Origin of the sequence: Celeribacter sp., assembly GCF_048266405.1 — a bacterium.
Lineage (GTDB): Bacteria > Pseudomonadota > Alphaproteobacteria > Rhodobacterales > Rhodobacteraceae > Celeribacter.
Genome location: NZ_JBLWZO010000006.1, coordinates 169,067 through 189,797, shown reverse-complemented (window position 1 = coordinate 189,797; position 20,731 = coordinate 169,067). Strand labels below are relative to the sequence as shown.

Here is a 20,731-nt window from a genome sequence, read left to right as displayed (position 1 = left end):
GGCCGAGATGAGTGGAACGGGCGGCGCCAACGAGGCTACCGCAGATTTCCACCGTCGTGTTACACCCGAAGATCATACAAAAACGCTTCGATCCATTTATGGCCGCGTCACATCCAACCTCGTATTCGTTGCTCTGATGACGACTGCGACCAACATGCTCGTGTTGGCTGTACCTATCTATCTATTCCAAATCTCGGACCGTGTTTTGACATCTCGGTCTGTCGATACATTGATCATGTTGACTGCTGTCATTTTGGGCGCGGTTGTTTTGCAATCCGTCCTCGACGCCATCCGTCGTTTGGCGTTGATGCGTACGGCTGTCGATGTCGCGTCCCGATTGGGTGCTCCTGTTTTGTCTGCGGCGGCGCAGGCCTCGTTGCATTCCAATGGGCGCGAGTATCAGGTGCTGGGCGATTTGCAGACGCTGCGCCAGTTTATTGTGTCTGGTACACTTTTGTCATTTCTCGACGTCCCCTTCGCGCCGTTTTTCATTTTTGTGATCTTCCTGATACACCCGCATCTTGGGGTTATCGTAATCGTCACCGCGATCGCATTGGCCATCATGGCGTTGATCAACCAAAAGCTGACGTCAAAAGGATTCCAAGCGGCAAACCAAGCACAAGTACGTGCCAACGTCCATCTCGACAGCATGTCGCGCAACAGCCAGATCATTAATGCTATGTCGATGATCCCGGAAGCAGTACGGATCTGGGGGGCGGATACGGCGCAGTCGTTGAAATCCCAAGTTCAGGCGCAAGACCGCAATATTCTAACGGCATCCATTTCGCGGATGCTACGCATGATTGCGCAGATCGGAATGCTTGGTTGGGGTGCGTATCTCGCCCTCGACGGACAAATTACTGGCGGCATGGTGATCGCGGCTTCGATAGTGGCCGGCCGTGCATTGGCTCCAATTGAGGGTGCCATTGAGGGATGGAATGGTTTTTTGCTGGCGCATGGCGCGTTTCAACGCGTCGCGGCATTGCTTAAGCGTACATCCAAAATCAACGACAAATTGAGATTGCCCAAGCCAGAGGGGCGACTGGATATTGAACGGCTCTTGTTCGTTCCACCCGGGACCAAAAGTGTGGTCCTCAACGCCCTTACATTCAGCTTGGGAGCGGGAGAAACTCTTGCCGTGATTGGAAATTCAGGTGCTGGCAAAACGACATTGGGGAAAATGTTGGTCGGCTCCATACTTCCCACTTCGGGTGCCGTAAGACTTGATCTCATGGACCTGCGGAATTGGGAGCCACGGCAACTGGGGGAAACGCTTGGATACTTACCTCAGGATGTCCAACTTTTCCCTGGCACGATCAAAGCCAACATTGCTCGTATGCGCGTGAATGCTAGTGACGAGGCAATCCATCGTGCGGCGATGTTGGCCGATGTGCACGAAATGATTGCGAGCTTGCCACAAGGTTACGAGACAGTTGTCGCGGCCGACGGCTCACCGCTATCTGGTGGCCAAAAACAACGCATCGGCCTTGCCCGCGCGTTCTTTGGAAACCCCAAGCTCCTTGTTCTTGATGAGCCAAATTCCAACCTTGATGCCGCTGGCGATGCCGCATTGATCAATGCGCTTGGTCACGCACATGACAACGGGATAACCACCGTGGTCATCACTCAAAAACCGGCGATCCTTACAGCGGTCGACAAAATTATGATGCTCTCAGATGGGAATATTTCGATGTTTGGCTGGCGCAATCAAGTCCTTGGAGAACTCGAGAAACGTCGGAAAGCTGCAGCAGAAAAATTTGCAGCCACTGAAGGAATTTCTGAAGAAGGAGCCATGGCATGACCGTACTGCCAGCCACAATCGCGGCAAGCGAACCGTGGGATCATGAAGTTCCTCGTTCAATCCGCAGACAAGTCATCGCGGGGATGACAATCCTTATCTTCGCCATAGGTGGGTTCGGGTACTGGGCCTTTACCGCTCCGCTCGCCGCAGCTGTTGTTGCGCCAGGATCATTCGTTGCCACAGGGCGCAACAAGATGGTGCAGCACCTCGAAGGCGGGATCATTGCCGAAATCAATGTTTCTGAGGGAGACGAAGTTACCAAAGGCAGCCCGATGCTAAGGCTAGATGAAACCACAGCACAATCAAATCAACGCGCGTTGTTTTTGCGCCGTCTCAGGCTTCAAGGTATCGAGGCGAGATTGCTCGCTGAATACGAGGCTCAAAAAGAGGTCCGTTTCCCTCCCTCACTATTGGAAGCGCGTATTGACCCTGAGGTTGCCACGATGCTCGACAGCCAATTGTTGTCCTTTGAAGTCGCTCGCTCAAGGTTGGAAAATGATCTCGCACTCATTACGCGAAATATCTCCGTGTTAGAGGCGCGAGCCAAGGGGTATGGCGCACAAAAACGCGCCTACGAACGTCAACTTTCGCTCCTTGATGAAGAACGTCAAAAGAAGATTAAGCTCTTGGATCGAGGTCTTATTATTGGCAGCGAATTGAATGTGGTCGAGCGTGCAATTGCAGACGCGGAAGGAGAACTCGGCCAAATTGAAGCGGAGATTGAAGAGTCGCTTGAAATGAAAGCGCGATATGAGGCGCAGAAAGCTCAAACCATCGATACTTACAGACAAGCTGCGCTCGACGAATTGCAATCGGTTCAAATTGAACTCGATACCGTGCGTGAGCGCGAGCGGGATGCTCAGTCGATTTTGAAGCGCATTGTTATCGAAGCGCCTGTTTCAGGAACGGTGGTCAGTTTGAACTATTCCGGCCCCGGGTCGGTGGTCGAGGCCGGCGCGGTTATAGCCGAAATTCTACCCACGGATGTTCCGCTGATTATCGAAGCAATGATCGCGAGAACGGACATTGATAGCGTGAAATCAGGTCAGACCGCTTCAGTGCGGCTCACGGCCCTAAATCAGCGGACAACGCCTATACTTGAAGGCAAAGTGTTCTACATTTCCGCCGATGCCATTCTCGATGAAAACGGACAAGCCTCGCGTGAAGTTTACGTGGTGCGTATTTCTCTACCTGCGTCTGAGCTTGAACGTGTGCCGGGGTTCATCCCTGTTCCAGGAATGCCCGCGCAAGTGATGATCCAAACGGCTGAACGGTCATTTGCGCAATACCTGGTCAAACCTGTTTTGGATTCAATGCAGCGCGCGTTTAAGGAAAGTTAGTGGTCGCCGTCGTCGACATTCTCACTGTTTGTGTTGCTCATGTCTGGTGCGGTTCGACATGGGGTATGGGAAGAGGACCTGCTATCTGAGGTCTCCTTCGGTTTGTATGTGCTTTCCCTCCGAATGCTTGATGATAAGGTCGTTTCCAACAAGGAGACGATATATGAATGAATGGTGGCGTAGTGCGGTGGTCTATCAGGTCTATCCACGGTCGTATCAAGACGACAACGGGGATGGCGTTGGCGACCTCAAGGGGATTACGCGCCGATTGGACCATATCGCGGGGCTCGGTGTGGACTGCATTTGGCTGTCCCCTATCTTCGCCTCTCCGCAGGCTGACATGGGATACGATGTATCCGACTACAAAGCGGTCGATCCTCTGTTTGGCGACCTTGAGGACTTTGATACGCTTATACAGGCAGCCCATGCGCGCGGGCTAAAGGTCATCGTGGACCAAGTGTTGTCGCATACGTCTGATCAACATGCGTGGTTTCAACAATCCCGCAAAAGCCGCGATCGCGGTAACGATAAGGCCGATTGGTATGTTTGGGCCGATCCCTTGCCTGACGGCTCTCCTCCAACAAATTGGCACAGTCACTTTGGGGGGCCTGCTTGGGAGTTCGATCCACAGCGCGGGCAATATTATCTGCACAATTTTCTGGCGTCTCAGCCCGATTTGAATTTCCACAATCCTGACGTTGTCGATGCGATTTTGGAGACTTGCAAGTTTTGGTTGGACCGTGGGTTGGACGGGTTCCGACTGGATACGGTGAATTACTATTTTCACGACCAAAAGCTGCGTTCCAACCCGCCCGCTCAGGCGAAGCCACAGGTCATGGCGACGGACCTGTATGGGATGCAAAACAACATTTACAACAAAACGCGCCCTGAAAACCTCAAGTTTCTCGAACGGTTGCGTCGCCTGACGGATCAATATCCCGACATTATGATGGTGGGTGAAGTGGGTGAGATGGGGCATCGTTCCATCGAGATTATGGGCGAATATACGGCGGGAACGTCTCGTCTGCATATGGCTTATAGCTTTGCCATGCTCGGGCCTGATTTCAATGCCGAGCATTTTCGCAATTGCATCGAAGGCTTTCAGCGCGGTGCGCCTGACGGCCATCCGTATTGGTCGTTTAGCAACCACGATGTGCCGCGGCAGGTCAGCCGTTGGGCGCAGTATGCAGTCTCAGAGGATGCGATGGCGCGGCTTGCCTGCGCGATGTTGATGTCTTTTGAGGGGACGATTGGCATCTACCAAGGAGAGGAATTGGGGCAGATCGAGACCGAGTTGACCTTTGAGGAGCTTACCGACCCGCCCGCGATCCGCTATTGGCCTGCCGTGAAAGGCCGCGATGGCTGTCGCACGCCGATGGTGTGGGAAAAAGACGCGCCTAACGCAGGCTTCTCAACGGGGACGCCGTGGCTGCCCGTCAAAGCACCACAGGCTGCGCGTGCCGTGGATCAGCAAGGCGAAGGCAGCATCATGGCGTTTTACAAAGACGTTATGGCGCGCCGCAAAGCCAGCCCTGCCCTCACCAGAGGTACGACCACGTTCATTTCTCTGCCCGAACCCATTTTGGCCTTCACGCGTCACACCGAGGAGGAAACCATCACCTGCGTGTTCAACCTGTCGCCTGATCCCCTTGTCATCCGAGTGGTCGGAGCGCCGATTGTCACGCTCTCCAATGCCGCCACCCTCAATGAGAGGCGGCTTGCCTTGGACGGTAACGGGTTTGTTTACCTCTCGCATGATGCCAAAATCACACTCACCAAAGACTAGGCGAGGCTTTGGGTGTGCCATATCTCGGCCATGTAGCTTTTGATCGTTCGATCTGACGAAAAGAAGCCAGACCCCGCAATGTTGCGCAGCGCCAAGGTGTTCCAATGGTCCGTGTTGGAATAGGCGCTGTCGACGGCGGATTGGCTTGCGAGATAGCTGTCGAAATCCGAGGCGACAAGGAAGGGATCGTGGTTCCATGTGAGATCGACGAGACCGTTGTAGCGCCCCGTGTCGTTCGGGCTAAAGCGCCCTTCGACAATCATCTGTAGAACGTCCTGTAACGGCTGACTGGCAAGGATTGCGGTTCGCGCATGATCCGCCATTTGCGAGCGCTCTTGCGCCTCGGCAGCGGTCATCCCGAACAGAAAGAAGTTCTCGGCTCCAACGTGTTCGCGAATTTCGACGTTGGCACCATCAAGCGTGCCGATGGTGAGGGCGCCGTTCATTGTGAACTTCATGTTGCCCGTGCCAGAGGCCTCTTTGCCCGCAGTCGAGATTTGCTCAGAGAGATCGGCGGCGGGGATCAGGCGTTGCGCCATGGAGACGTTGTAATTCGCGGGATACACCACTTTGAGCAGGTCGCCCGTGACGGGATCATTGTTGATGGTGTTGGCGATGTCGTTGATGAGGTGAATGATTTCCTTGGCAACGACATAGCCGGGAGCGGCCTTGCCACCAAAAATTTTGACCCGAGGCGTCCAGTTGGCATTTGGATTTGCGCGGATGGCGTCCCAACGTGCAATCGTTTCAAACACGTTCAACAGTTGGCGTTTGTATTCGTGCATTCGTTTGACCTGCACATCGAACATCGCATCTGGATCGAGTGAAATGCCCAACTGGTCTGCGGCCCAATTTGACAGGGCGACCTTGTTGTCGCGTTTGGCCGCTCCGATGGCATCACGAACGGCGCGATCGCCCTCATGTGCGCCAAGATCCGCAAGGCGGTCGAGATCGTTTTCCCAACCCGCACCAATCGTGTCGGTCAAAACCCGCGACAATGATGGGTTGGACAAACGAAGCCAACGGCGTGGCGTGACGCCATTGGTTTGGTTGAGGATGCGGTTCGGGTAAAGCCTGTTCAAATCCGCGAAAACGGTTTGCTTCATTAGTTGCGTGTGCAGGGCTGACACCCCGTTCACGTGGGATGCCATGACAAAGGCAAGGGTGCCCATATGTACTTGGTCGTCTTTGACAATCGCGAGGGTCGGTGGCGTCCCTGTGGCCTTCAGATGCTCGTGGTCAATCTGTTCGATGATCTGCATGTGACGCGGAAGAACGCGCCCCATGAGCCACGTTGACCATGTCTCCAAGGCTTCGGGCAAAAGGGTGTGGTTGGTGTAGTTCAGGCACCCCTGCGCGATATGTTTCGCGGCGCTCCATTCTACCCCGTAAACGTCAACCAAAAGCCGTATCAGCTCTGGCCCCGCCAAGGCAGGGTGGGTGTCGTTCATCTGGATTGCGACCTTTTGGGGCAGCAATTCGAGATCGTCATATTCGGTCAGGAAGCGCCGCAAGATGTCCTGTAGAGCGGCGGACGTCAGGAAAAACTCTTGTTTGAGACGCAGCTCTTTCCCGCTTTCGGTGGTGTCCTCGGGATAGAGCACGCGCGACAAGGTGCGTGCCAGTTCCTCGGGCGCGGCAGCGGCGGCGTGATCGCCAGAGTTAAAGCGTTCAAGGTCGAAAAGCTCGGTCGAATGTGCGCCCCATAGGCGCAGCGTGTTTGCCCAATTCCCCTGCCAGCCGACCACGGGAATATCATAGGCGCGGGCATAAACCGTCTCAGACGGATGCCAGACCGTCGCGCCGTCGACTGTCTCGACATGACCCTTGAATGGGATTGTGTAGCGGGCTTCGGGGCGTTCAAATTCCCACGGGTGCGGTTGGTTGAGCCAATCCTCGGGAAGCTCAACTTGGCGACCGCCCTCAAATTTTTGGCGAAACAAGCCGTGCTCGTAGCGAATGCCGTAGCCATAGGCCGGACACGCCAGCGTTGACATGCTCTCAAGGAAACAGGCAGCCAAACGCCCCAAGCCCCCATTGCCCAAGGCAGCGTCGGGTTCGTCTTCAATGACCTCCGCGAGGGAAATGCCTTCGCCGTCCAAGACCTCTTGGACCGTATCCAGAATATTCAGGTTCACCATCGCGTCAGCGAGGAGACGCCCGATTAAAAACTCCATCGACAGGTAATAGACCCGCTTGCCTTGCTCGGCATAGGTTTTGCGCGTGGCGGCGAACCATGGTTCGATAATCAGATCACGCACGGCGTAGCTGACGGCCATGCGCCAGTCGTAGGTGCTCGCATGGGGTTTGTCCTTGCCCAACGTGTAGGTCAGGTGCTGTGTGATGCTAAGGCGCAGTGACTCAGCAGACAGATCATTCATGATGTGCATGGACAGTCCTTGTTCGTCTGGATTGGTCCCTGCCATGTCTTGGGCGCGGCCAAAAGACAAGGCAGAAAACCAGATGTCATGTAACTATAAGCGTTGCAGCTGCGTCAGGTGATCACATCGGGATCTGTTCGGCCTGTTTTAGCGGTCAGGTCTGTCACGATCATGGCTGCGGTTCGCACATCGGCCAAGGCCGTTTCGGGTGTGGCGTGCAGCTTGTCGGTGTCGGTCTCCAACTGTTCCAGATAGATGCGGATTGTTGCCCCTTCCGTGCCTGTGCCCGACAGACGGATGACAACGCGTGCGCCTTGGCTGAACACGATGCGAATGCCTTGGCCCTCTGAGCGCGATCCATCAACGGGATCGTCGTAGGCAAACTCGTCAGCACTTTCGACCGTGAGGCCGTTTAGCTGCGTGCCCGCAAGCGTTGGCAACTTGGCGCGTAGCCCGTCCATCATCGCGTTGGCTTTGTCGCTTTCAACGGCCTCGTAATCGTGGCGCGAATAGTAGCAGCGCCCGTAGGTGGACCACAGATCGGCTATCAAATCGGCAACCGATAGTTTGGTTTCCGCAAGGATATTGAGCCAGAGCAGCACGGCCCAAAGCCCGTCCTTTTCACGAACGTGATCCGAGCCTGTCCCTGCACTTTCCTCACCGCACAATGTTACTTTGCCTGCGTCCAACAGGTTGCCAAAGAACTTCCATCCGGTAGGGGTCTCATAACACTCGATGCCAAGTTGTTCGGCGACGCGGTCTACGGCGCGAGATGTTGGCATAGAGCGGGCGACCCCCGACAGGCCCTCTTTATAGGCGGGGGCGAGATGTGCCTTCGCCGTCAGAAGCGCGAGACTGTCGGACGGGGTGACATAGATGTTGCGCCCCACGATCATGTTGCGATCGCCGTCACCATCCGAGGCCGCGCCAAAATCAGGAGCGTTTGCGCCAAACATCTCATCCATCAATGCCTTGGCCCAAGTCGGGTTCGGGTCGGGGTGCCCGCCACCAAAGTCTGGGCTTGGGGTGCCATTCACAACTGTGCCTTTGGGTGCGCCGAGTATGCCTTCGAGGATTGAATGGGCATAGGGGCCGGTTACCGCGTGCATTGCGTCAAAACGCATCGTGAAGCCGCCCGCAAACAATGCGCGAATTTTGTCGAAATCGAACAGGGTTTGCATGAGGTCCGCATAGTCGGCCACAGGGTCAATGATTTCGACCTCCATACCGCAGGTCTGTACGGTGCCCAATTGGTGCAAGTCGACATCGGGTGCCGCCGTGATTTTGTAGAACTCGATCTCTTTGGTGCGGGCGAAAATCTTGTCCGTGACGATCTCGGTCGCCGGCCCGCCGTTCGGACCGTTGAACTTGAGACCGAAATCCGCATTCGGACCACCGGGGTTGTGGCTTGCCGACAGGATCAACCCGCCATCGGCACCTCGTTTGCGAATGAGGTTGGACACGGCGGGTGTGGAGAGAATGCCGCCTTGGCCGACAATACATTTCGCAGCATCATTGGCCGCCGCCATGCGCAAAATGACCTGAATGGCCTGATCGTTGAAGTAGCGCCCGTCGCCGCCTACCACGAGCACTTTGCCCTGAACGCCGCCAATTCCGTCAAAGGTCGCTTGCACGTAGTTCTCAAGGTAGCGCGGCCGTTTGAAGACCGACGTCTTTTTGCGCAAACCGCTGGTGCCAGGTTTTTGTCCATCAATCGGACCTGTCCGAACCATTTGTGTAGGCATTTCATGCTCTCCATTTGATGTGCCGCGAGGCGTCTTTAACGGGCTGTGTCAGGCGTCGTCTCTTTCGTGTGAAAAGACCACGACGGCGTTCGCCGCTACGTGCATCCCTTCTGTGACTTTGATTGCGTCGTCTTGGCTAGTGTCGAAGCGGCGCACCCATGCATCCCCATCTGGAAGCGCGGGCGCGGTAATGTCTACGGCGTCTCCCCGATTGAGCACAATCAGTAATGCGCCTTCACGTTGTACGTATTCCGGGGTGCCTGAGGCCATGCGCATTTCGGCAACGAGAATATTCAGATCGGGATTGTCCCAATCGGCCTGACGCATCGGGTCACCGTTGGCCTGACGCCAGAACAGGTCGGGTTCGCCATCAATCAGACGTTGGCGCGAGTGCAAGAACCGTCTTTGACGTAGCAGCGGATGCATCCTGCGAAATGCGATGGCTTGTTGGCAGAAGGTGAAAAACGGATCGTCCTTTTCAGGCCAGTTGACCCAGCCGATCTCGTTGTCTTGGCAATAGGCATTGTTGTTGCCGCCTTGTGAATTGCTCAATTCATCCCCGGCCAAGATCATGGGCGTCCCTTGGGATAGCATTAATGTGGCGATCAGGTTGCGCTTGCGCCGAATGCGGGCCGCCACAATGTCGGGATCGTCGGTTGGTCCTTCAACACCCATGTTGTCTGAGTGGTTATTGGAGTGGCCATCGCGATTGTCCTCGCCGTTGGCCAGATTGTGTTTCGTCGAATAGCTGACCGTATCGTGGAGGGTGAACCCGTCATGCGCGGTTATGAAATTGAGCGATGAGGTGGCGGGGCGGCCGCCGTGATCGAAAAACGGGGCGGAGCCTGAAAGGCGTTCGGCCAGATCCGCGACCTTGCCCTGATCTCCGCGCCAAAACTCACGGATATTATCGCGGTATTTGTCGTTCCATTCTGCAAAGGGGGCGGGGTAGGCGCCCAATTGATAGCCCCCGGGTCCAATGTCCCACGGTTCGGCGATCAGTTTGACACGGTTGAGAACGGGGTCTTGTCCAATCGCGCGAAAGAACGGCCCGTCGCGATTAAACCCGTCGCGGGTGCGCCCGAGTGCGGAACACAGGTCAAATCGGAACCCGTCGACGTGCATCACCTCGACCCAATACCGCAAGCTGTCCATCACCAAGCGCATGACAAAGGGGTTTTCAAAATCAAGCGTGTTACCGCAGCCCGCATCGTCGATGTAATAACGCGGATCTTCTGCCAAGCGGTAGTAGCTCGCGTTATCAAGACCTCTGAACATCAAGGTCGGTCCCATCTCGGACCCTTCGGCAGTATGGTTGTACACTACGTCGAGAATGACCTCGATACCTGCCTTGTGAAACCGCGAGACCATCTGTTGGAATTCGGTGATCTCGTTGCTCTGCATATAGCGCGGATCGGGCGCAAAGAACCCGTAGGTCATATAGCCCCAATAATTGGTCAGTCCGCGATCCAGTAGAAATTTCTCGTTGAGAAAGGCTTGGACAGGCAAAAGCTCAATCGTGGTGACGCCAAGGGTGTTGAGATGTTCAAGGATCGGATCGGACGCCATCGCGAGATAACGGCCCGCGTTCGGAATATCGGTGCGCCCCGCTGTTAGCCCTTTGACATGGGCTTCATAAATGACGGAGTTTTCGAGCGAATGGTTCGGGCGCGGCTCGTCGTCCCAATCGAAGGAAGGATCAACCACAACGCAGCGCGGCATATAGGGGGCGCTATCGGTTGTGTCGAAACTCAGGTCCTTGTCCGCATGACCGTTTTCATACCCAAACAGAGCATCGTTCCAGATCGGGTGCCCTGTTAGTCGTTTGGCATAGGGGTCGATCAACAGCTTGTGGGGATTAAAACGATGCCCCTCTTCGGGTTTGTAAGGCCCGTCCATGCGCAAGCCATATTGCTGACCTTCTGTCATGCCGGGGATGAACCCATACCACACGTCGCCTTCGCGCTCTGGCAAGGTCACGTTTTCCGTTTCGTTGCCGTCCTCATCAAACAGGCACAGAACCAACTTTGTCGCGTGTCGTGAGAACACGGCGAAATTAACGCCGCCTTCGGTGACGGTCGCGCCCAACGGGGACGGATGTCCGGGCAGAATGGGGAACGGAACAGGGGTCAACGTGAGGCCTTTGCGAGAGACGCATAAATGGCATGGTATTCGGCCGCAGAGGCGGACCACCCTACGGGTTGTTTCATGGCATTGCGTTGTAGTGTTTTCCAGAGGTTCGGCTGCGTATAGAGATCACAGATGCGACCCAAGGCGTTTGTCAGAGCTTGTGCCGTGATCGGGAAGAACTGCACACCTGTGGCGACATCACGGGCGAGGGCAGCGGGGGAAGCGTTGATTACGGTGTCGGCAAGTCCGCCCGTGAGCGCCACAAGCGGAATGGCGCCATAGCGCAGACCGTAAAGCTGCGTCAGCCCGCAGGGCTCAAACCGTGACGGTACCAAAATTACGTCGCCACCCGCCATCATCAAATGCGCAAGCGTCTCGTCATAGCCGATTTTGACGGACACGTTTTCATGGGTTTCGGCAGCCTCAAGTAAGGCCACTTCCAAGCGGGGATCGCCCGATCCCAAAAGCGCTAATTGACCGCCGTTATCTAACAATGCGGGTAGGGCTTCTAGGAGAAGGTCGATGCCTTTTTGCTCGGTCAACCGTGACACAAGCACACACAGCGGGCCATCTGATGCGCCCAGCCCGAAAGTTTTTTGTAGCGCGACCTTGTTGGCGGCTTTGCCTGTGGCCGCCTTAAAGGGCGTGATGCTGGGGTCAGTCGCAGGGTTCCAAACATCTTCGTCGATACCATTCACAATCCCGACCAAATCGGACTGACGGTGACGCAATACGCCCTCCATGCCCATGCCAAACTCGGGCGTCATGAGTTCTTCGGCGTAGGTTCGGGACACGGTGGTGATTTTGGTCGCCCCCATCAATGCGGCCTTAAGTGCGGAAATCTGCCCCCAAAATTCAAAATGGTCCCTGTCAAAACGGTCGGCGTCCAAGAGCAGCGATTCGAGTTTATCGGCGCTTGTGTTGCCATGAAACGCGATGTTGTGGATGGTGAAGACGAACGGGGTCTTTGTCCCTGCTGCTTGCAAGTACTCAGGCGTCAGACCTGCTTGCCAATCGTGCCCATGAACGATGTCTGGCGTCCAACCTCCCGCGCCAGAAGCCGCGATGCGTGCGGCGACGAAGGATAATGCGGCGAAGCGTTCGGGATTGTCGGGCCAGTCGTGCCCCTGTGCGTCTACATAGATTCCGCCATCCCGATCAAACAGGTGCGGCGCGTCGATTACAAACAGTTCGAGACCTGCAACTTTGCACGTATGTAGCTTTGCAGGGCCGCCAAACAGGTCGTCGAACTTTTCAATCACTTTGGTCTTGCCGAGTTGCGGCATGACGGAGCGATAGCCGGGGATAAGCGTTCGCATCTCATCACCATAGGCCGCAAGCGCACTTGGCAGCGCACCCGCCACATCCGCAAGGCCCCCTGTCTTGATCTGGGGGGCGCACTCGGAGACGACGGACAGAATTTTACTCATAGTTTGGCGGCTCGCTTATCCAACATGTCTTTGGTGATCAGCGTTGTGCCGCGTTCGGTGACCCGGAACCAACGTGCGTCTTCTGTCGGGTCTTCACCAACAACGAGACCCTCGGGGATAATCACGTCGCTGTCGATGACGACCTGACGCAAGCGCGCCGATCTGCTGATGCTTACGTTTGGCAATACCACGGCTTGTTCTAAAACGGCATAGGAGTTGGTGTGCACATTGGTGAATAGGCAGGAATTTCGCACCTCGGTGCCAGAAATTATGCAGCCACCTGATACCATTGAGGAAATCGCCATGCCACGCCTGTCGCGTTCATCGTGGATAAACTTCGCGGGCGGGACGCTTTCATTATAGGTCCAAATCGGCCAGTCGCGATCCCATAGGTCCAACTCGGGCGTAAAGTTCGTCAGATCAATATGCGCCTGCCAAAAGGCATCAATGGTGCCGACATCTTTCCAATAGGCGGGTGCACCCTCGTGGCGGACACAGCTTTCATCAAAACGGTGCGCCATAGCTTTGCCGTGCTTGACGATTTCGGGGATCAAGTCGTTGCCAAAGTCGTTGGTGGAATTAGGGTCTTCGGCATCCTTTAGCAAAAGGTCGCGCAGAAATTTCCAATCGAAGACGTAAATCCCCATCGAGGCCAATGCCTTGTTCGGGTCTTCGGGGGTGCCCGGTGGGTCGGCGGGTTTTTCAAGAAAGCTCGTGATCCGTCCCTCTTTGTCGGTGTCCATCACGCCAAAGGCCGTGGCTTCAATGCGTGGTACGGTCAAACAGCCTACGGTCACATCCGCGCCCGTCTCAACGTGTTGGCGCAGCATGATTTCGTAGTCCATTTTATAGATATGGTCGCCTGCAAGAATGATGACATAGTCAACGCCATAGCTGTCAACGATATCAATGTTCTGCGTCACGGCATCTGCGGTGCCTTTATACCAGCTCTCGGTTCCGCCGCGCTGGGAGGCGGGGAGCACATCGAGAAATTCATTGCGCTCCGCGTTGAAGAAATTCCATCCGCGTTGCACATGGCGGATCAGGCTGTGCGCTTTGTATTGCGTTGCAATCGCCATTTTGCGGATGCCGGAATTCATCGCATTCGACAGGGCAAAATCAATGATGCGTCCCTTGCCGCCGAATGGAACAGCGGGTTTTACACGCCGATCTGTGAGCTCCTTGAGACGGCTGCCGCGCCCTCCGGCAAGCACGAAAACCATTGATCTTTGTGTCAGACGTTTCGTTTGCATCGTGTTTCCTCCATCCCTGTTTGCGAGGCCGATTTATATGCCCTTGGCCTCTTAGGGTTTGTGTCCTTGCCGCATGATGACGACCGACAGCGGTGGCAGCGTCATTTCCAAAGACTGCGGATACCCGTCTGCCGAGACGTCGGTTGTTTCTACGCCGCCAAAGTTCCCGCGATTTCCGCCGCCATAGATTTCGGCATCGGTATTCAAGACTTCCTCCCAAAAACCCGCTTCTGGCACGCCCAAGCGGAAGTGTGATCGTTCAACGGGCGTAAAATTACACATGACGACAACAGGCGCGTCGTCTTCTTCACCATATCGCACATAGCCTAGTGTGGATTGTTCCGGATCACCATTGAGCCATATAAACCCGTCGGGGTCGCAATCTTTGACGTGCAAGGCGGGCGTGTTGCGGTAGAGCGTGTTGAGGTCTTGGACGAGTTTTTGAATGCCCTTGTGGGCGGCTTGATCGGCCGCGCCCCAGTTAAGTTCGCCATTGTGGTTCCATTCCTCGGGCTGCGCAAATTCACACCCCATGAACAGCAATTTCTTGCCCGGATGGGTCCACATGAACCCATAAAACGCCCGCAGGTTTGCGAATTTTTCCCATTCATTTCCGGGCATTTTGCCCAACACAGACCTTTTGCCGTGAACCACTTCATCGTGGCTGATCGGCAAAATGAAATTCTCGGTGAAGGCATAATGAATGCCAAAGGTAATCAGGTCTTGGTGGTGCTGGCGGTGAATCGGATCGTATTCAAAATATCGCAGCGTGTCATTCATCCACCCCATGTTCCACTTGTAGCCGAAGCCTAGCCCGCCCGTATGGACGGGTTTGGAGACGGCGGGGAAAGAGGTGCTTTCCTCCGCGATGGTCATGATACTGGGGTCCGCCCCATAGGTGGCCGTGTTCATCTCTTGCAAGAAGGCAATGGCTTCATAGTTTTCCGTGCCGCCATCCTTGTTGGGCACCCATTGCCCTTCTTGGCGCGAATAGTTTCTGTAGAGCATCGACGCCACAGCATCTACGCGTAGACCGTCAAGGTGGTATTCTTCGAGCCAGTAGAGCGCGTTTGACACAAGGTAGTTTTTCACCTCACGTCGGCCGTAGTTGTAGATCAACGTATTCCAATCCTGATGGAACCCCTCGCGCGGGTCGGCATGTTCATACAAATGCGTGCCATCGAAGGTTGCCAAGCCATGCGGATCTGTCGGAAAATGTCCGGGCACCCAGTCCAGAAGAACGCCGATACCTGCCTCATGGGCGGCGTCTACAAAATCGCGAAACTCATGCGGCGGCCCGAACCGAATGGTCGGCGCAAACAGGCCAACAGGTTGATAGCCCCACGAGCCGTCAAACGGAAATTCGGAGATGGGCAGCAGTTCGATATGGGTAAAGCCCATGAATTTGACGTAGGCGACAAGATCACGTGCCAACTCTTTGTAGCTGAGCGGGCGTCCCCCCTCGTCATAGCGGCGTCGCCATGATCCAAGATGCACTTCGTAGATCGAGATTGGACTGGCGCGGTCTGCGCGACCTACGCGTTCTTTCATCCAGTTGTCGTCTTTCCACCCGTAGCCCGAGATGTCGCGCACGACCGAGGCTTTTTCTGGCGGGTGCTCTGAGCCAAATCCGACGGGGTCGGCCTTGAGCGCCACTACGCCGTTTGCGCCGACGATCTCGTATTTGTAGAGATCGCCCTCGCCTACATCGGGCATGAAAATTTCCCAAACGCCTGTTTGCCCCGCAGGGCGCATCGGATGGCGGCGGCCGTCCCAGTGGTTGAATTCACCGACGACACTAACGCGTCGGGCATTAGGGGCCCACACGGCGAAATGCACGCCGTCCACCCCATGGTGTGTGACGACATGCGCACCGAGGACACGCCACAGCTCTTTGTGGCTTCCCTCGCCGAGTAGATATTGATCGAAATCCGTCAGAATTGGATCAAAGGCAAACGGATCAGGGGTCGTGTGCTCTGTCCCATCTGCAAACCGCATGGTGAGCGTGTAGGCTTTTCCCGCGACAGGGGCCGAAAACACCGCACCACCGAGCCGTTTCAACGGGGTGCTTTTGCCTGCAACGGTCGCGATGACCTCTGTCGCATCGGGTTGGTAGGTGGTGATCCAACGCCGTGTCCCGCTTTTGTGCGGGCCAAGAACACCAAACGGAGCGGGGTGCGTGCCTGCGTTCAGGGCGTCCACATCTGCTTGCGATAGGAAGTCAGGGAATTTAGCCGTCGGATCGAGTGTCATGCCGCTCTCCATCTTTGTAAATTCCAAAAATCGGACTGATAAGATTATTTGGCGGGCGAGGTCTTACCTTAGATGAAGCACGGACCTGCGGCATAGGTCAACAGGACATGAGAGCGTTGTCGCGATGCGCAAAAAAAGAGGCGTTGAGTAAAGTGTGTCGCTGGTTTCTGTGCTTGCTGACTTCGGATGTGCGATGTGGTCGCTTTAGCCGAAGAGTTTGTGGCGCACTTGTTTTCCGACGGCTTTGATCATCATGGACAGTGTGAATTCACTTTTGACGAGGGAGACAACTTCGTCTTCGTCAAGGCGCGCTAAGCGGTCAAGGCTCTTGTCCCAATCGTCTGCGTCATAGGTGGCGATGCGTTCGTTTGCGGTAAAGCCGAAGCCATAGTTGCGCTTCAACGCTTTGCGGCATTCCAATTCGTAACGCACCAAGGGGGAGCGACACCCTTGAGTGAGGGTTTCGCTCAACCGTTCCCCTAAAATGCGACCGAATTTGATTGCGATGCGGATGCCTTCGCCAACTGTCGGTGTGGCGAAATTGGCGGTATCGCCGACACGGATGACATTACCGAATACCAGTTTGGGGTCATAGGGTACGGAGGGGATGATCCCTGCATTGACCTGAACGGGAGGCCCAAGCTCGAGGCCGTAGCTTTCGAGAAACTCGGGTGTCACTACGGCATTATAGATATCGCGAGGTGATAGGTTGCTGACGGGTTGGATAATTCCGACGCCAATACGGATGTGATTATTCGGCGCGGGGAAAATCCAGCCGTAGCCTGATTTCACGGCTTGGCCCACAAACAGGACCGCGCGATTTTTGTCGGCGGATTTGATCTCGAACTCATGCTCGATGCCGACACCGACGCGGTCGGGTTTGTCGACCAATCCCAAATCGGCCAAAACGGCATGGGGCGTGCCTGATGCGTCGATGATGAACTGCGACTCGATACGGGTCGCGTCGATGGAACGAGACCGAATTTCGGAGATAAAACCGTCGTCTGTTTCAACCGTGTGCAAGAATTTCGTGTCGGTGTAGATATCCGCGCCGGCCTCATGGGCCAGACCCGCTAGCCATTGATACGTGCCTGTGATGTCGAGCACTGCGCATTTGCGTCGTTCCAAATGTTGGCGCACTTTGCGGTTGTCGGAGCGGAACAGAATTTCGTCAATCTGCTGGTAAAGGTGCGAAGGCACGCCAAGAGCCTCCATGTCTTCTACCCAAGTGCCCCCCGAGGTGCGCACGGGCTTACCTATTTCGCGGTCTTGATGGATCACAATGGTTTTTGCATGAGGGGCAAGCGTTTGTGCGGTGGCCAGTCCTGCAGGGCCGCCACCGACGATTAAAACGTCGCAGGTCAGGGTCTTATGTGTCGGTTTAGTCATTGTGTCGGCTTGCCTAACGATTGGTCGGTTCGGGTATAGACGTCTTGGTGTGTTTTGACGAGATGCGTAACTTCACCTTGGAAACATCTTTTCTCTCGCGCATAACAGGCGCTGTCGTGCATTGCGCGATGAGGATGTTCAACGGGTGAGGCGACGGGGCGAGGCAATGGCTGATTTCGATCTGGTGATATTCGACTTCGACGGTGTGATCGTCGATAGCGAGGTGATTTCTGCGCAAATGCTGATTGCCGAATTGAAGCATTATGACGTGCATATCGACGGGGCGTATGTGGCGCGGCATTTTTTAGGGCGCAGCTACCCTGTCGTGTTACAGCAAATTCGCGATGAATTTGGCGTGGCTTTGCCCGAGGGATTTGAGGCCGATTATCGCGCTCGTCTCATTGCGGCGTTTGAGGAAAACCTTACCGCGATGCCGGGTATAAAAGATGTTCTCGTCTCCATCCGCACTCCCTATTGCCTGGCGACAAGTTCAAGTCCTGCGCGTTTGAAAAGTTCGTTGGAGGTGGTCGGTTTGACCCCCTATTTCGAGGGACGGTTCAATACAGCGTCCGAAGTCGCGCGGGGTAAACCTGCGCCGGATTTGTTCTTGCATGTGGCGCAGCGGTACGGTGTTGCGCCATCGCGGTGTTTGGTGATTGAAGACTCCTTGGCAGGGGTGCGAGCAGGGCTTGCTGCGGGGATGGTCGTTTGGCGCTTCATTGGGGGGAGCCATTTGATCGGGCTTGATTTACCCACCGATGAGACCGCACAGCCACATCACGTGTTTGCAAGTTTCGACGAACTCTTTCAGATTGCTCCTGAGTTAAAGGATGAGATGGTATAGTATGGCGCAGGTAACTTCCGACGACGGTGAACGTTCAAATCGCGGACTAGCGGCACGCGCGGCGTGGATGTCCTATGTCGGAGGTATGACGCAGGATCAAATTGCGCAGGAGCTCGGTATTTCGCGTCAGCGGGCGCAACGTTTGGTCGCGAGAGCAGGTGCCGAAGGGTTGATCCGCGTACGTATCGATCACCCGATTGCCGATTGCCTTGAGCTTGAGCGCGAATTGAAAAGCCGCTTTTCTCTACATTCTGTACGGGTGTCCCCGAATGCGGGCGATTCCGTTGACCCAAGCATCGGCATCGCGACTTTTGCGGCGCCTTTTGTGGAGCGTATCCTCGAAGACCCGAACCCGCAGGTGATCGCGCTAGGGACGGGACGGACATTGAGTATGGTGGTGGATCAGATGCATGCCTTCGATGGCTCGCACCACAAATTGACCTCCCTGATTGGTAATGTATCACCTGATGGGTCGGCATCGTTTTACGAGGTCATTATGCGGTTGGCGGAAAAGGTCAACGCGCCGCATTACCCGATGTCTGTTCCCGTTTTGGCGCGTAACGACGCCGAGATGGATCTGTATCTGTCTTTGCCACATGTGAGTTCTGCGCGGGCCTTAGCCAAACAAGCCAATACTGCGCTTGTCGGTATTGGTCAGATGGGGGACGATGCGCCCTTGTTTGTTGACGGGTTTATCTCTGCCGAGCAGCTCAGCGAGGTTCAGGCGCTTGGGGCTGTTGGTGAGATTTGTAGTCATATGTTCGATGAGGACGGAAAACTCATTGATCACCCCGTGAGACGACAGATGATCGGATTGCTTCCTGATGTTACGCAGATGCGGGTGATTTGTATCGGTGGCGGGGGCAAAAAAATCCCTGCGCTGCGAGCCGCGCTTCGGGGCGGGCTAATTTCCGACCTCGTAACAGATGAAGTCACGGCTCAAGCTCTTGTTAAGTAAAAACTTTTCATATCAGTTTTAAAAATCCCTGCAAAATACTTGACAAGAATCATGTCTGTGAGTGAATATTTGCTCAACGGTTGGGCAAATGCTCACCGTCAAACGGGAGGAAATTATGAATACAACGTTCCGCGTCCTTATGGGCGCTACCGTGTTGTCCGCCGCTGCAGTATCTGCGCAGGCCGACACGCTAACAATCGCGACCGTGAACAACGGTGACATGATCCGTATGCAGGGTCTGACTGATGATTTTACCGCAAAGACCGGCCATGAGGTCGAGTGGGTAACGCTCGAAGAAAACGTGCTGCGTCAGCGCGTGACGACCGACATTTCCACCAAGGGTGGTCAGTTCGATGTTATGACAATCGGCATGTACGAGACACCCATCTGGGGCAAAAACAATTGGCTCGTTCCGCTCGATGATCTGTCCGCCGAGTATGACGTTGACGACATCCTGCCTGCTATGCGTGGCGGTCTGTCTGTTGATGGTACCCTCTACGCCGCACCGTTTTACGGTGAGTCTTCGATGATCATGTATCGCACGGATCTCATGGAAAAAGCCGGTCTTGAAATGCCCGATGCCCCAACGTGGGATTTTGTGGCTCAGGCTGCACGCGCCATGACCGACAAAGAAAATGAAATGTACGGCATCTGCCTGCGCGGCAAGGCTGGTTGGGGCGAGAACATGGCGTTCCTCACTGCAACGGGTAACGCATTCGGCGCACGTTGGTTTGACGAAGATTGGAAAGCACAGTTCGATTCCGAGGCATGGGCAAACACGCTGAACTTCTACATCGACCTGATGACAGACGCGGGCCCTCCCGGCGCAGCCAACAACGGCTTCAACGAGAACCTCGCATTGTTCCAACAGGGCAAATGTGGCATGTGGATCGACGCAACCGTTGCAGCATCTTTCGTCACCAATCCTGAGGACAGTTCCGTTGCTGACAAAGTTGGCTTCGCTCTGGCACCCGACACGGGTCTCGGCAAGCGTGGTAACTGGCTCTGGGCTTGGGCGCTCGCAATCCCTGCTGGTACGCAAAAAGAAGATGCCGCCAAGCAGTTCGTCGAGTGGGCAACGTCTAAAGAATACATCGAGCTCGTCGCTGCAAACGAAGGTTGGGCCAACGTTCCTCCAGGTGCGCGTACATCCCTCTACGAGAACGAAAACTACAAAGACATCCCGTTCGCCAAAATGACGCTGGAAAGCATCCTTTCGGCTGATCCGACCAACCCAACGGTTGATCCGGTTCCATACGTGGGTGTCCAGTTCGCAGCTATTCCCGAGTTTGCAGGCATCGCAACTCTGGTCGGCCAAGAATTCTCTGCCGCTCTCGCAGGTCAACAGACCGCCGAGGAAGCTCTGGCTAAAGCGCAGGCTTTGACCACAGAAGAGATGGAAGCCGCAGGCTACTAAGACG

General features: G+C 55.3%; 13 protein-coding genes. 6 read left to right on the top strand and 7 right to left on the bottom strand.

The annotated features are described in order from the left end of the window. The first annotated feature begins 7 nt into the window (after positions 1 to 7). The 3 genes from ACN0TS_RS13040 to ACN0TS_RS13030 all read left to right on the top strand — a co-directional run bounded on the left by ACN0TS_RS13040 (position 8) and on the right by ACN0TS_RS13030 (position 4,927). Positions 8 to 1,801 (top strand): type I secretion system permease/ATPase, encoded by a 1,794-nt coding sequence (locus tag ACN0TS_RS13040; protein ID WP_417259806.1) that lies wholly within the window; start codon positions 8 to 10, stop codon positions 1,799 to 1,801. Beyond that, positions 1,798 to 3,141 (top strand): HlyD family type I secretion periplasmic adaptor subunit, encoded by a 1,344-nt coding sequence (locus ACN0TS_RS13035; RefSeq protein ID WP_417259796.1) that lies wholly within the window; start codon positions 1,798 to 1,800, stop codon positions 3,139 to 3,141. Before ACN0TS_RS13040 ends, ACN0TS_RS13035 begins: the two co-directional genes overlap by 4 nt. A 163-nt stretch (positions 3,142 to 3,304) precedes the next feature. Beyond that, positions 3,305 to 4,927 (top strand): alpha-glucosidase, encoded by a 1,623-nt coding sequence (locus tag ACN0TS_RS13030; protein WP_417259795.1) that lies wholly within the window; start codon positions 3,305 to 3,307, stop codon positions 4,925 to 4,927. Here ACN0TS_RS13030 and ACN0TS_RS13025 read toward each other — a convergent pair. The 7 genes from ACN0TS_RS13025 to ACN0TS_RS12995 form a co-directional block, all read right to left on the bottom strand. Further along, positions 4,924 to 7,317: a glycogen/starch/alpha-glucan phosphorylase gene (locus tag ACN0TS_RS13025; RefSeq protein ID WP_417259794.1), complete on the bottom strand. Its 2,394-nt coding sequence runs from the start codon at positions 7,315 to 7,317 to the stop codon at positions 4,924 to 4,926. The genes ACN0TS_RS13030 and ACN0TS_RS13025 overlap by 4 nt on opposite strands. A 104-nt stretch (positions 7,318 to 7,421) precedes the next feature. Further along, entirely contained in the window at positions 7,422 to 9,053 is a 1,632-nt protein-coding gene (locus tag ACN0TS_RS13020) for an alpha-D-glucose phosphate-specific phosphoglucomutase (RefSeq protein WP_417259793.1), read from the bottom strand. A gap of 48 nt (positions 9,054 to 9,101) precedes the next feature. After that, a complete protein-coding gene (gene glgX / locus ACN0TS_RS13015; protein WP_417259792.1) occupies positions 9,102 to 11,186 on the bottom strand; it encodes a glycogen debranching protein GlgX in 2,085 nt (694 codons plus the stop codon). After that, positions 11,183 to 12,613: a glycogen synthase GlgA gene (glgA, locus tag ACN0TS_RS13010; protein WP_417259791.1), complete on the bottom strand. Its 1,431-nt coding sequence runs from the start codon at positions 12,611 to 12,613 to the stop codon at positions 11,183 to 11,185. The genes glgX and glgA overlap by 4 nt, the downstream gene beginning before the upstream one ends. Next, entirely contained in the window at positions 12,610 to 13,866 is a 1,257-nt protein-coding gene (gene glgC / locus ACN0TS_RS13005; protein WP_417259790.1) for a glucose-1-phosphate adenylyltransferase, read from the bottom strand. Before glgC ends, glgA begins: the two co-directional genes overlap by 4 nt. Positions 13,867 to 13,917: 51 nt before the next feature. Next, the gene (glgB, locus tag ACN0TS_RS13000; RefSeq protein WP_417259789.1) at positions 13,918 to 16,119 is read right to left on the bottom strand and encodes a 1,4-alpha-glucan branching protein GlgB; all 2,202 of its coding nucleotides are present in this window, start codon (positions 16,117 to 16,119) and stop codon (positions 13,918 to 13,920) included. Positions 16,120 to 16,323: 204 nt separating this feature from the next. Beyond that, positions 16,324 to 17,508 (bottom strand): NAD(P)/FAD-dependent oxidoreductase, encoded by a 1,185-nt coding sequence (locus ACN0TS_RS12995; protein ID WP_417259788.1) that lies wholly within the window; start codon positions 17,506 to 17,508, stop codon positions 16,324 to 16,326. Between the two features lie 166 nt (positions 17,509 to 17,674). Here ACN0TS_RS12995 and ACN0TS_RS12990 point away from each other — a divergent pair, with 166 nt between their 5' ends. The 3 genes from ACN0TS_RS12990 (at position 17,675) to ACN0TS_RS12980 (ending at position 20,727) form a co-directional block, all read left to right on the top strand. Then, a complete protein-coding gene (locus tag ACN0TS_RS12990) occupies positions 17,675 to 18,352 on the top strand; it encodes an HAD family hydrolase (protein ID WP_417259787.1) in 678 nt (225 codons plus the stop codon). 1 nt (position 18,353) lies between these two features. Beyond that, entirely contained in the window at positions 18,354 to 19,310 is a 957-nt protein-coding gene (locus ACN0TS_RS12985; RefSeq protein WP_417259786.1) for a sugar-binding transcriptional regulator, read from the top strand. A 115-nt stretch (positions 19,311 to 19,425) separates the two neighbouring features. Then, entirely contained in the window at positions 19,426 to 20,727 is a 1,302-nt protein-coding gene (locus tag ACN0TS_RS12980) for an ABC transporter substrate-binding protein (RefSeq protein WP_417259785.1), read from the top strand. Positions 20,728 to 20,731: the final 4 nt, after the last annotated feature.